Raw genomic sequence first — 13476 nt, 5'->3', positions numbered from 1 at the left:
ACGATGTTTAAACAATATTATTTATCTGCTTATAAATGATCAGTTACAAACTGAGCGGATATAACATGGCAGAATGACTTGCCAGCGTGAGCTGGGTGCTAATAAATAAAAAAATCCGGTACATAATATATGCACCGGATTTCAATATCTAACTTAAATGACCAGCAATGTGGACGCAGTTACTCAGCAATAACCATAGTTCATCAGGCGCTGATAACGACGATTTAATAGCTCTTCGCCATTCAGCACATCCAGATCACTGAGATCAGCCAGAAGCTGTGCTTTCAGTGAAGCGGCAATCGCCAGATAATCACGATGCGCACCGCCCAAAGGCTCAGGAATGACGGAGTCGATCATCTTCAGTTCTTTCAAACGATGAGCAGTAATACCCATTGCTTCTGCGGCCAGGGGTGCTTTATCAGCACTTTTCCACAAAATAGAGGCACAGCCTTCTGGTGAGATAACGGAATAAGTGCTGTATTGCAGCATATTCACTTTATCGCCTACACCGATTGCCAAAGCACCGCCAGAGCCGCCTTCGCCAATGACAGTACAGACGATAGGCACATTCAGGCGAGACATCTCACGCAAGTTACGCGCAATGGCCTCAGATTGACCACGTTCTTCAGCACCAACACCAGGATAAGCCCCTGGGGTATCAATGAAAGTAATGATTGGCAGCTTAAAGCGTTCAGCCATTTCCATCAGACGCAATGCCTTACGATAACCTTCTGGAGCTGGCATACCAAAGTTACGGCGAATCTTCTCTTTGGTTTCACGACCTTTTTGATGACCAATGATCATCACCGGGCGACCATCCAGACGAGCGATACCACCGACGATAGCTTTATCGTCAGCATAGGCGCGATCACCTGCCAGCTCTTCGAAATCAGTAAAGATATTAGCGATATAATCCAGGGTATAAGGGCGACGAGGATGGCGTGCCAATTGGGCAATCTGCCATGCACCGAGATCCGAGAATATCTTCCGCGTCAGCTCGACACTTTTCTCACGTAGACGCTGAACCTCTTCGTCCAGATTAATATCTAATTTTTCGTCTTGACGGCTGACTGCGGTCAGCGAGTCAATTTTCGCTTCCAGCTCTGCAATCGGCTGTTCAAAATCAAGAAAATTCAGACTCATAGCATTCCTATTTTAGTCAAATTCCAGTTCCACCTGCTCATTACCTACCAGCGTTCGCAAATCTATCAATAAGCGATCGGTGGGCGTCACGCGCCATGTGGCTCCAAACCGCAGCCGGGCGCGAGCATCTTCCCGTTGGTAATAAAGATGCACTGGGATCGTCCCCGCTCGATGGGGTTCCAACGACTGACGGAGACGGTTCAAAAGCTGGTCATCAATTTGCCTGTCGGTCAGCGATATAGCAAGCCCACGGGCATATTTTTCACGAGCTTCACTGATGTCCATTAACTCACGGGCGGTCATTTTAAGTCCACCACTAAAGTCATCAAAGCTGACCTGTCCGGTGGCTATCAGGATACGGTCTTTTTCCAACAAATGCTGATATTTTTCCAACGCATCGGTGAATAGCATGACCTCAAGACGCCCGGAACGGTCATCCAAAGTACAAATGCCAATACGATTTCCGCGTTTTGTCACCATAACTCTGGCTGCGATAACCAGCCCCGCAGCCATGGTCATTTTGCCCCGATCCGTCGGATGCATATCTTTCAAACGCAGCCCGCCGGCATAACGTTCTATTTCCTTCAGATACTGGGTAATCGGATGGCCGGTCAGGTATAACCCCAGAGTTTCCCGCTCACCGTCTAAAACAATCTGCTCTTGCCACGGCGGCACATTAGCATAAGATTGCTCAACCTGCTCTGGTGCATCTGCCAATACACCAAACATATCAACCTGACCAATAGCTTCTGCCTTGGCATGTTGGTCTGCTGCCTTTAATGCCTCACCCAGCGAGCTCATTAATGCAGCCCGGTGTGGCCCCAAACGGTCAAAGGCACCTGACATAATAAGCTTTTCTAAAATTCGACGATTGAGTTTTTTAGTGTCAACTCTGGCACATAAATCAAATAACTCTTTGAAATAGCCCCCCTCTTTACGGGCTTCCAACATGGCCTCGATAGGCCCCTCGCCAACACCTTTGATTGCACCGATACCATAAACAATTTCGCCCTCATCATTTACATGGAAATGATATAGGCCGCTGTTGATATCCGGAGGCAGAATTTTCAGCCCCATCCGCCAGCACTCATCAACCAGACCAACTACTTTATCAGTGTTATCCATATCGGCCGTCATTACCGCAGCCATAAATTCAGCTGGGTAATGAGCTTTCAGCCATAGCGTTTGATAGGAAACCAATGCATAAGCTGCTGAGTGTGACTTGTTAAACCCGTAGCCGGCAAATTTCTCTACCAGGTCAAAGATTTTAATTGCCAGCTCGCCGTCAACACCCTGGCTTTTGGCTCCATCTTCAAACACAGAGCGCTGTTTCGCCATCTCTGCCGGGTTTTTCTTACCCATCGCACGCCGCAACATATCTGCACCGCCGAGTGAGTAACCAGACAGAACCTGCGCAATCTGCATAACCTGTTCTTGGTACAAGATGATGCCGTAGGTCGGCTCAAGCACCGGTTTTAGAGATTCATGCTGCCATTCAATATCAGGATAGGATATCGCTTCACGGCCGTGTTTACGGTCAATAAAGTTATCAACCATCCCTGATTGCAACGGACCAGGGCGGAATAATGCCACCAGTGCGATCATATCTTCGAAGCAGTCAGGTTTTAGACGCTTGATAAGATCCTTCATACCTCTGGATTCTAGCTGGAATACTGCTGTCGTTTCAGAACGTTGCAGCATATCGAAGCTTTTTTTATCATCCAGAGGAATAGACGCAATATCAATCGGCTCTAATCCGGTTTTCGCGCGGCGAGCGTTGATCATCTCCAACGCCCAGTTAATGATAGTGAGCGTTCGCAAACCAAGGAAGTCAAACTTCACCAATCCGGCATATTCCACATCATTCTTATCGAACTGTGTAACCGGGTTATTCCCTTCCGCATCACAGTATAGTGGGGCGAAATCGGTAATTTTTGTTGGTGCGATAACCACCCCACCGGCATGCTTACCGGCGTTACGCGTTACCCCTTCCAATTTTCGCGCCATATCAATCAGCGCTCTAACTTCTTCATCTGCCTCATAGATTTCAGGCAGTTGCGGTTCCGCTGCGAAAGCTTTCTCCAACGTCATGCCCGGATCAGGCGGGACCAGTTTGGAGATACGATCGACAAAACCATAAGGATGGCCCAGCACACGGCCCACATCGCGGATCACCGCTTTGGCTGCCATAGTACCAAAGGTAATTATCTGAGAAACAGCATCCCGGCCATACATATCCGCAACGTGCTCAATCACCAGATCGCGCTTCTCCATGCAGAAGTCGACGTCGAAGTCAGGCATTGATACACGTTCTGGGTTTAAGAAACGTTCGAACAGTAGGTCAAATTCCAGTGGATCAAGATCGGTAATCTTCAGCGCGTAAGCAACCAGAGAACCGGCACCAGAACCACGTCCAGGGCCTACCGGTACTCCGTTATCTTTTGACCACTGGATAAATTCCATTACTATCAAGAAGTAGCCGGGGAAGCCCATCTGGTTAATAACTTTTAGTTCGATTTCCAGACGTTCATCATATGCGGGGCGTTTTTGTGCCCGAACTTCAGGATCAGGGAACAAGAACTCCAGTCGTTCTTCTAAACCTTGTTTAGACTTTTCAACCAGGAAGTCCTCTGTGCTCATATCACCCGTTGGGAACTGGGGTAAAAAATATTCCCCAAGCCGGATCGTCACATTACAACGTTTAGCGATTTCAACACTGTTAATCAGCGCCTCAGGAATATCCGCGAACAGCTCACACATCTGCTCTTCGTCGCGCATAAACTGCTGCGGGCTATAGTTTTTAGGTCGCTTAGGATCAACCAGAGTAAAGCCGTCGTGGATAGCCACGCGAATCTCGTGGGCATCAAAATCTGATTCATCGATAAAACGCACATCATTGGTCGCTACTACGGGCAAGCCACGTTCGGTTGCTAATGCCACAGCGGCATGAAGGTAGTTTTCTTCATCCGGGCGACCAGTACGGATTAATTCCAGATAGTAACTGTCAGGGAAATGCTCTTGATAAAACTCAAGGCACTGATCAACCTGAGCATGATTACCCCGCAGAATAAACTTACCCACATCCCCCATCCGACCACCGGACAGCAGAATCAGACCTTCTTTATGCTTAATCAGCCAGTCACGGTCAATAATAGGACCAGCTGCGCCATAGCCGCGTTGATAAGCTTCAGATATCAGTAAAGTAAGATTTTGGTAACCTTCATTGTTGCGTGCCAGCACAGTAAGGTGAGCTAATTCATCACCTAAGATTTCACTTTGCACATAGAAGTCTGCGCCGATGATGGGTTTGACTCCAGCACTATGCGCGCTACCGTAGAATTTTACCAAGCCGCACAGGTTGGTAAAATCGGTAATGGCCAGAGCGGGCATGCCTAATGCAGCAGCTCTCTTCACCAAGGGTCCAATCTTGGCTAATCCATCGATCATGGAGTAATCGCTGTGAACACGCAGGTGGACAAAACGAGGTTCGGCCATATCCAGACACCAGAAATTAGTGGATTGAATCACATCCCCAGCAACTCATTGCTAAGGAATTATATCCATACGTTATGAATGTTGCTTTGTTTATGAGTGCAAACAGCCGTTTACACTAAACCCAGCACACGTTTAACCGGGCCAAAACTCCGCCGGTGATGCTCTGTTGCCCCAAAAGTTGTCAACTTTTCTAAATGGACAGCGGTTGGATAGCCTTTGTGCTGTGCGAAACCATATTCAGGGAATTGGAGATCCAGCTCAGTCATTTCACGATCGCGCGTGACTTTAGCCAGAATTGAAGCGGCGCTTATCTCAGCCACTCGACTATCACCTTTCACCACAGCCAATGATGGCATAGCCAGTTTCGGGCAACGGTTACCGTCAATCAAGACATAATCGGGCGTAATATGCAGCCCTGCGACTGCTCTTTGCATTGCCAGCATAGTGGCGTGCAATATATTAAGCTGGTCAATCTCTTCAGGCTCAGCGCGCCCAAGGCTCCATGATAAGGCCTTGTCTGTAATTTCGTCATAAAGTGATAAACGGCGCTTTTCACTCAGCTTTTTCGAGTCGGCTAAGCCCACTATTGGCCGTTTAGGATCGAGAATGACCGCAGCAGTGACAACTGCTCCCACTAAAGGGCCGCGACCCACTTCATCCACACCCGCAATCAGATTTGCCTGCGGGTAAATAAAAATATCAGTCATCGCCCAGCTAGCTCCAATACAGCCTGTGCTGCCTGTTCATCTGCACCACAGCGAATGCTCTGATGTAAAATCAGGAAACGCTCTTTCAAGGCCTCAACCGCTGAACCACCTTGTAGTAACGGCAGCAGCGCATCGGCTAACTTTTGCGGTTGGCACTCTTGTTGCAACAACTCTGTAACCAGCTCTTCGCCAGCCAACAGATTAGGCAACGAGACATAAGGGGTCTTGACCAGCCGCTCAGCCAGCCAGAACGTCAAAGGCTTCATGCGATAACCGACAACCATAGGGCACTTGGCCAACATACATTCTAGTGCGGCAGTACCGGAAGCCAGCAATGTCGCATCAGCAGCAATCATTGCCAGACGAGCATTGCCGTCAAGTAAGTGCACTGCCAGGTCAGGTGCAGTTTCGGCTTTAATTCGCTCAAACTGCTCACGCCGCTTGCTGTTCACCAGAGGAACCAACACTTCCAGATTAGGTATTTGTTGCCGCAGAATGGCAGCAGTGCGCAGAAAATCACCACTGAGCATTTCTACTTCAGAATGGCGGCTACCCGGCAATAAGGCCAAACAAGGAGTATTTGCTGCAATACCAAGTTCTGCTTTTGCCGCGTTTTTATCAGGTGTTAGCGGCATGGCATCAGCCATGGTATGGCCGATGAAACGGCAGGGAACATTGAAACGATCGTAAAACGCTTTTTCAAAAGGAAGGAAAGCGAGCACCATATCGGTGGCTTTGCCAATTTTGAAAACACGTTTTTGCCGCCAGGCCCACACAGATGGGCTGACATAATGAACGGTACGTATGCCACGCTGTTTCAAGCGCCCTTCAAGGGTAATATTGAAATCAGGGGCGTCAATACCGACAAAAACATCCGGCGAGAGCTCACTAAAACGCTGAGTCAGCTCTTTTCGGATTTTTAGTAGTCTTGGTAGCCGCTCTAATACTTCAACTACACCCATCACTGCCAATTCTTCCATCTCAAACCAAGCTTCGCATCCTTCAGCTTGCATCAGAGGCCCAGCCACACCAACAAAGCGGGCATCAGGAACCTGAGCTTTCAATGCACGAATCAATCCAGCACCTAAGATATCGCCAGATGTTTCGCCGGCGACTAAACCTATAGTTAAAGGACGCACACTGCTTGACGGTCGATCAACAGATAATGGGGTATTTTGCATAAGTCAGCGAATAATGCCGCGAGTCGAACGAGCAAAGAAATCAATGAATGCTTGAACTGCCGGATGTTGCTCTGCCAATTCAGCAATTTCGGGCTTCACTTCATCCAGCGTCCGGCCGCTGCGATACAATAATTTGTAGGCATTGCGGATAGCATGGAGTGATTCTTTGTCGAAACCACGACGCTTCAACCCTTCGATATTGATACCGAATGGTGTCGCATGGTTACCCTGAGCGATGACAAAAGGAGGCACATCTTGAGCAACACCAGAACAACCGCCCACCATCACATGCGCACCAATCACGCAGAATTGATGGATAGCAGTCATTCCACCAATAATGGCAAAATCGTCGATTTCTACATGACCACCCAATGTTGCATTATTCGCAAGAATGCAACGATCGCCAATGATGCAGTCATGGGCTATGTGGGCATTGATCATCAGTAAATTATCGCTGCCTACTTTCGTTAATCCACCACCTTGCACAGTGCCACGGTGGATAGAAACACTTTCGCGGATACGGTTACGGTCACCGATCTCAACACGAGTAGGCTCGCCTGCATACTTCAGATCCTGATTTGCTTCACCAATGGAAGCAAATTGATAAATCTGATTATCACAGCCGATTTTTGTTATTCCATTAACGACGACATGGGATTTCAGTTCCGTGCCAGCGCCGATTTCCACCTGGGATCCGACAAAGCAGAAGGGGCCAATATGGACACCAGCGCCAATAACTGCACCTTCTTCGACGATAGAACTTGGATGGATAACGGCGGTTTTGTCAATCACGTATCAGGACTCCTTAACGTCAGGCTTTGCAACTTCAGACTTTGTAGCTTCAGACTTTGTAACTACAGCTGTTGCTGGTTTGCTACGAGCACACATCATGGTTGCCGTACAAACAATTTCACCATCAACTTTCGCAACACCAGTAAAACGGGTCAGACCACGGCGTTCTTTAACAAACTCAACTTCCATGATCATTTGATCGCCAGGCACTACTGGACGTTTAAAGCGGGCTTCATCGATACCAGCAAAATAATAAAGCTCACCTGGTTCAAGTTTACCGCGGCTCTTAAACGCCAAAATCCCGGTAGCCTGAGCCATCGCTTCTAATATCAGCACACCAGGGAAGATTGGCTTACCTGGGAAATGGCCTTGGAAAAATGGCTCGTTGAAAGAGACGTTCTTCACCGCACGCAGAAATTTGCCTTCCTCAAAATCAAGGACGCGATCTACCAGCAAAAACGGAAAACGGTGCGGCAGTAGATCCAAAATCTCTTCAATGTGCAGAGTATGAGTGTCAGTAGTCAAAATACTCTTCCTGTCTAAAAAACTGATGCTATCAACAACACGGCCTGCACTGCCCCCAAAGGGAGGCATTAGGCAGGCCGCAAATTAGGAACTCTTTACACTTACTTTTGGCATCAATGCCAATAAGTTTGATTATTTGCTCAGAGTTTCGGGCTTAAGTGATTATTCTTTATCGATTTTGCGCTCAATAGCTTTTAAGCGTTTATTAATTCCATCAATATTCATCACCAAAGCAGCGGTTTTACGCCAAACTTTATTGGGTTGTAGCGGAATACCGGAGGAGTATAACCCAGGTTCAGTGATTGGACGCATCACCATTCCCATTCCGGTGATTGTGACTTTGTCACAGATCTCCATATGACCATTGATCACACTTGCGCCGCCAATCATGCAATAGCGCCCAACTTTGAGGCTACCCGCCATGATAACACCACCCGCAACTGCGGTATTGTCGCCAATCACAACGTTATGTGCAATCTGACATTGGTTATCAATGATGACGCCATTGCCAATAATCGTATTATCCAGTGCACCACGGTCAATCGTTGTACAGGCGCCAATCTCAACCCGATCGCCAATATGTACAGAACCGAGCTGTGGTATTTTTATCCAGTTGCCACGATCATTTGCATAGCCAAAACCATCTGCACCAATGACCGTACCGGATTGAATCAAACAGTTTTGCCCGATTACAACTTCATGATAAACGGAAACATTGGCCCACAAACGGCTACCAGCACCAATGTGAGTATTCTTACCAATAAAACAGCCCGCACCGATAACCACGTTATCACCCAGCACTACACCGGACTCTATCACTGCATTTGCACCGATAGAAATATTCTCACCCAGCGTTGCCTGTGGAGAAATAACCGCACTAGGAGCAATATCCTGCGCAGGTTGAGGTGTGGTATCCATTATCTGAGCCATGCGTGCATAGGTTAGATAAGGGTTTTTAACCACCAGGGCCGCAGATTTACAGAAGGGTAAGTCAGCCTCAGTCAACACCACAGCACCTGCATTGCAAGTTGCGAGTTGTTCCTGATAACGGCTGTTTGACAAAAACGTGATTTGCGATGGCTCGGCAGAATGCATAGAAGCGATGCCGGTGATGACGAGATCGCCATCACCGTGCACCTGTGCATCCAACTGCTGGGCTAAATCAGCCAGTCGAATTGAAGGCATGTTTTATTTAACCTGTTTCAGCACGTCGGCAGTGATATCTTTAGAAGGGTCTGCATATGCAACAGCATTTGCATCAATCACCACGTCATAACCGCCTTTGCTAGCAACAGATTTAACAGCATCCTGAATACGGCTCAGGATTTTATTACGCTCTTCCATCTGACGACGGCGATTATCTTGCTCAAAAGCCTGGGCTTTAGTAGAGAAAGTTTCACGCTGTTTCATTACGTCGTTTTCCAGTTTGGTACGATCACTGGCTTTCATGGTAGAACCGTCACGTTGCAGTTTCTGCATTTTAGTCTGCAGATCGCGCTCCATTCCTTGCAGTTCGGTTGCTCGGCCTTTGAATTCATTCTCCAGCTGTTTAGCTACGGTTTCACGCGCAGGTAATTGTTGGAAAATGCTGGAAACGTTAACAATAGCAATTTTGTCTGCGGCTTGAACGCTGGCAGAAGCTGCCAATGCTAAACCAAGACCTGCGGCACACAACCACTTTTTCACTATAAACTCCTTACCATTACCTGTTTGTGTCAGAGACACCTTGAAGTGCACTTAATACTGAATAACACCAAAGAGAGCGCCAGCCTAAGCCGACGCTACTTTAGGTGATTCCAACTACCAGTGCTGTCTTTAAAATTCAGTGTTACTTAGCTAATCAATTACCACGTTTTACCAATGTTAAACTGGAATTGTTCTGACTTGTCGCCTTCGTAATCTTTAACCGGTTTAGCATATGAGAATACTAGAGGCCCCAATGGAGACATCCATTGTAGCGCCACACCGGCAGAGACACGAATATTGCTGGCTTTACTGTAATCAGGAATACCTGCAGCTCGTGTTTGAGCAGTATTTTCCCAATTGGTATCCCATACGGTACCTGAGTCAATGAAGACTGAGGTGCGTACAGAGTTAGCGTATTTCTCACTAATGAACGGTGTCGGTGTAATCAACTCTAAACTGGCCACCGCCATCGCGTTCCCCCCTACCGCATCGGTAGAGTCTCTGATGGTTCCATCAGCATTATAGTATGCAGCTTTTGGACCAATGTTATTAGAGCGGAAGCCACGAACAGAGCTGGCACCCCCGGCATAGAAGTTCTCGTAGAATGGCATTTCTTTCGAGCCAATGCCGCCACCGTAACCCAAGCGACCACGGCCCAACAGCACCCACGAACGATCTTCATCTAATGGCTGATAGGCTGATGTATCGAATGTCACTTTGTAGAACTCATTATCTGAGCCAGGTACAGTCACTTTGGTATTCACCGATGATTTCACCCCCGACGTTGGGAAGAAACCACGGTCAAGGTTGTTGTATGTCCAACCCAGGTTCAGCGTAAAATCATCAGTAGTAAAGCCAGTTGTACCTGTATAGCCTGGGCGTTCGCCGACAGATTCGAGATAGCGCCACATTGCGACTTGCGGCTCCATATCAGACAGATCGTTATGGACGTAACCTAAGCCAACACGCAATGAGTTATTTTCATTGATTGGGAAGCCTAAAGTACCGTCAACACCGTAGCTGCTATTGGTATAGCCGGACAGGTCTGCGTTATCTGCTTTAAAGTCATTATAGAAGATACGCCCACCCAGACTGACACCATCAACGGTGAAGTATGGGTCAGTTAAGGTAAACTCAGCATAGGTCTGGTAGTCGTTTTTCGTGCCGTTAATACCGACAGTGTTACCCGTACCCAGCCAGTTATCCTGCTGCACACCAACCTGGAAGCTCACACCACTTTCAGTACCGTAACCGATACCAAAGTTCAAACTACCGGTGTTTCGTTCCTTAACTTTGTAAGTCACATCGACCTGATCAGCCGTTCCCGGGACACGTTGAGTTTCAACATCGACAGTCTCGAAATAGCCTAAACGGTTCAGACGTTCTTTACCGGCTTCAACTTGGTCATTACCCAGCCATGCACCTTCCATTTGACGCATTTCACGGCGCAATACGGAGTCTTTACTGGTGTCATTACCTTCGAAACGGACATTACGGACATAGAAACGGTTGCCCGCATCTACATTGATATGCAGTTTGACAGTTTTATCAGCATCATTAATTTCAGGCTGAGATACGACACGCGGATAAGCATAGCCATAGCGGCCTAACATCTTCTTGATGTCTTCTTCCATGCGCGTAACTTTACTGCCGTTAAACAGTTCACCTGGCTCAATCTTGGTCAGTTTATCCGCTTCAGATTGATGGCCCGCAAGATTACCACTCACAACCACGCTGTTAAGCTTGTATTGGTCGCCTTCAGTAATATTGATAGTGATGTAGATACCTTTTTTATCTGGCGTCAAACTCACCTGGGTTGAATCAATGTTAAATCGAGCATAACCACGATCCAGATAGAAACTGCGTAAAGTTTCAAGGTCACCCGCTAGTTTCTGCTTCTGATATTTACGATCACCAACCACGTTCCACCACGGCACTTCATCACGCAATTGGAAACGTGAGATAAGTTCATCCGTTGTGAAACTGTGGTTACCTACAATGTTGATCTGCTGAATTTTCGCAGACACACCTTCGGTAAAGACCAGTTTTAGATCGACACGATTACGTGGCAATGGCGTAACGACAGCCTTCACTGAAGCACTGTATTTACCCACACTGTAGTAGAAGTCTTCGAGTCCTTTTTCAATGTTAGATATAGTGGTACGGTCCAAGGCTTCACCAACCCGGACGCCAGAGGCTTCCAGGTTCTGCTTAAGCATGTCATCTTTCACCGCTTTATTACCGGAGAAAGTGATGCTGGCAATCGTTGGGCGTTCTTTGACTTGAACAATCAGCGTATCACCATCGCGCAGGACGCGAACGTCCTCGAAGTTGCCTGTAGCAAACAACGCACGGATAGTTTGACCGATGTCATCATCACTGACGGTATCGCCTACGCGAACCGGCATATTAAGTAACGCCGCACCGACGGCGACCCGTTGCAGGCCTTCGAAATGAATATCTTTCACTACGAACCCGTCTGCACCGTATACGGTGGCGCTGCCAAACAGCAGCGACGCTATGAGCAACTTTTTCATCGCCATCGTTGTTATGCGTTCTTCCTAACCTATCCCCTGCCGTTAAAGACGGGAGAAATCATTGAAAAGTGCAAGCCCCATTAATAACACCAGCAAAATCGAGCCGATGCGATAACTGAAGTCTTGTACTCGCTCAGAAACCGGCCCACCCTTCAGCTTTTCTATCGCCAGGAAGAGCAGATGTCCACCATCTAACACCGGTAACGGGAACAAATTGATAATCCCTAAGTTGACACTGATCAGTGCCAAAAACATCAGGTAATACACCAACCCATACTCAGCTGAAACCCCAGCACCTTGTGCAATAGATATCGGGCCACTCAAGTTATTCAGCTTAACATCACCAGTAATCAGTTTACCCAACATGTTTACCGTCAGCCGCATCAACTGCCAGGTTTTATCCCCAGCTTGGTAGAGTGCAGTGAACGGGCCATATTGGCGAATTGTTTTATATTCATCCGGAAGCGGTATAACTTTCGGCACTACACCCGCAAAACCTTCACTGCGGTTTTCTCCAACCGATTTTGTATCTGGTATCAAGGTTAAAGACAAGGGGGTACCGCCCCTTTCAATATCTAACACCAGCGCTTTACCGGGGTTATCTCGAACTCGTAAAACAAATGTTTGCCAACGATCCAGCAACTGCCCGTTAACTTTAACTACCCTATCCCCTGCTTGTAAACCCGCCTTTTCTGCCGCTGACCCTGGCTGGACTTCTGCCAAGACGGATTCAATTTGCGGGCCGCGTGGGATAATGCCTAGTGCAACCACAGGATCTTGTTTATCAGGCTCAAATTGCCACTGACGCAAATCAAGTGTCTTTTGCACCACATTAGCAGAGCCAAATGGAGCAACACCGACTTGCGTTTGCTTGTCACCAATTTTGCTGACTAAAGCCAAACGAACAGAATCCCAGTCAGGCGTTTCGATACCATCAACAGACTTAAGTTCCATTCCCGGAGAAATATTGGCTTGCGCAGCAATGGATTGTGGCGAAATATCACCCACAACCGGACGCACGCTTGGGACACCAATGATAAACACCAGCCAGTAGGCAATAATAGCAAAAAGGAAATTGGCAATAGGACCTGCACTGACAATTGCAGCACGTTGTAAGACTGTTTTATTGTTAAAAGATTGATGGCGAAATTCAGGCGCAACCGCCTCTACGCGCTCATCCAACATTTTAACATAGCCGCCCAACGGGATAAGGGCGATAACATACTCGGTTCCCTGACGATCAGTCCGACGCCATAGCGCTTTACCAAAACCAATCGAAAAGCGTTCAACACGGACACCACAGCGCCGTGCCACCCAAAAGTGGCCGAACTCATGCACTGTAATTAAGATCCCCAGTGCGACAATAAACGCGGCCAGGCTCCAGAGTATGCTCATCATATTCCCTAAACT

At 47.6% G+C, this 13476-nt stretch carries 10 protein-coding genes; all 10 read right to left on the bottom strand.

The window, feature by feature from the left end:
* Positions 1-183: 183 nt before the first annotated feature.
* Complete coding sequence (accA, locus tag QSV56_RS20745) at positions 184-1143, bottom strand: acetyl-CoA carboxylase carboxyl transferase subunit alpha (protein WP_019078896.1); 960 nt, start codon at positions 1141-1143, stop codon at positions 184-186.
* Positions 1144-1155: 12 nt separating this feature from the next.
* Positions 1156-4638 (bottom strand): DNA polymerase III subunit alpha, encoded by a 3483-nt coding sequence (gene dnaE, locus QSV56_RS20740; protein WP_026017782.1) that lies wholly within the window; start codon positions 4636-4638, stop codon positions 1156-1158.
* Positions 4639-4748: 110 nt separating this feature from the next.
* The gene (gene rnhB, locus QSV56_RS20735) at positions 4749-5345 is read right to left on the bottom strand and encodes a ribonuclease HII (RefSeq protein ID WP_019082475.1); all 597 of its coding nucleotides are present in this window, start codon (positions 5343-5345) and stop codon (positions 4749-4751) included.
* On the bottom strand, positions 5342-6526 hold the full coding sequence (gene lpxB, locus QSV56_RS20730; RefSeq protein ID WP_019082474.1) for a lipid-A-disaccharide synthase: 1185 nt from the start codon (positions 6524-6526) through the stop codon (positions 5342-5344). Before lpxB ends, rnhB begins: the two co-directional genes overlap by 4 nt.
* A gap of 3 nt (positions 6527-6529) precedes the next feature.
* On the bottom strand, positions 6530-7318 hold the full coding sequence (gene lpxA / locus QSV56_RS20725) for an acyl-ACP--UDP-N-acetylglucosamine O-acyltransferase (protein WP_019078900.1): 789 nt from the start codon (positions 7316-7318) through the stop codon (positions 6530-6532).
* Between the two features lie 3 nt (positions 7319-7321).
* Positions 7322-7843: a 3-hydroxyacyl-ACP dehydratase FabZ gene (gene fabZ / locus QSV56_RS20720; RefSeq protein WP_026018162.1), complete on the bottom strand. Its 522-nt coding sequence runs from the start codon at positions 7841-7843 to the stop codon at positions 7322-7324.
* Positions 7844-8005: 162 nt separating this feature from the next.
* Positions 8006-9028: a UDP-3-O-(3-hydroxymyristoyl)glucosamine N-acyltransferase gene (gene lpxD / locus QSV56_RS20715; protein WP_019078901.1), complete on the bottom strand. Its 1023-nt coding sequence runs from the start codon at positions 9026-9028 to the stop codon at positions 8006-8008.
* 3 nt (positions 9029-9031) lie between these two features.
* Positions 9032-9529, bottom strand: a complete 498-nt coding sequence (gene skp, locus QSV56_RS20710; protein ID WP_011816966.1) for a molecular chaperone Skp — start codon at positions 9527-9529, stop codon at positions 9032-9034.
* A 158-nt stretch (positions 9530-9687) separates the two neighbouring features.
* Entirely contained in the window at positions 9688-12072 is a 2385-nt protein-coding gene (gene bamA, locus QSV56_RS20705; protein ID WP_046694630.1) for an outer membrane protein assembly factor BamA, read from the bottom strand.
* A gap of 36 nt (positions 12073-12108) precedes the next feature.
* Positions 12109-13464 (bottom strand): sigma E protease regulator RseP, encoded by a 1356-nt coding sequence (gene rseP, locus QSV56_RS20700; RefSeq protein ID WP_019078903.1) that lies wholly within the window; start codon positions 13462-13464, stop codon positions 12109-12111.
* Positions 13465-13476 lie beyond the last annotated feature (12 nt).

The organism is Yersinia sp. 22-579, from assembly GCF_030433455.1.
GTDB lineage: Bacteria > Pseudomonadota > Gammaproteobacteria > Enterobacterales > Enterobacteriaceae > Yersinia > Yersinia enterocolitica.
The sequence above is the reverse complement of the archived record's forward strand: the minus strand, read 5'-3'. Positions and strand labels throughout refer to the sequence as shown.

Excerpts from the sequence above, each read along its gene's own strand:
- rseP (WP_019078903.1), bottom strand. The coding sequence starts at position 13,464 with ATGATGAGCATACTCTGGAGCCTGGCCGCGTTTATTGTCGCACTGGGG.
- bamA (WP_046694630.1), bottom strand. The coding sequence starts at position 12,072 with ATGGCGATGAAAAAGTTGCTCATAGCGTCGCTGCTGTTTGGCAGCGCC.
- accA (WP_019078896.1), bottom strand. The coding sequence starts at position 1,143 with ATGAGTCTGAATTTTCTTGATTTTGAACAGCCGATTGCAGAGCTGGAA.
- dnaE (WP_026017782.1), bottom strand. The coding sequence starts at position 4,638 with ATGGCCGAACCTCGTTTTGTCCACCTGCGTGTTCACAGCGATTACTCC.
- lpxD (WP_019078901.1), bottom strand. The coding sequence starts at position 9,028 with ATGCCTTCAATTCGACTGGCTGATTTAGCCCAGCAGTTGGATGCACAG.
- rnhB (WP_019082475.1), bottom strand. The coding sequence starts at position 5,345 with ATGACTGATATTTTTATTTACCCGCAGGCAAATCTGATTGCGGGTGTG.
- lpxB (WP_019082474.1), bottom strand. The coding sequence starts at position 6,526 with ATGCAAAATACCCCATTATCTGTTGATCGACCGTCAAGCAGTGTGCGT.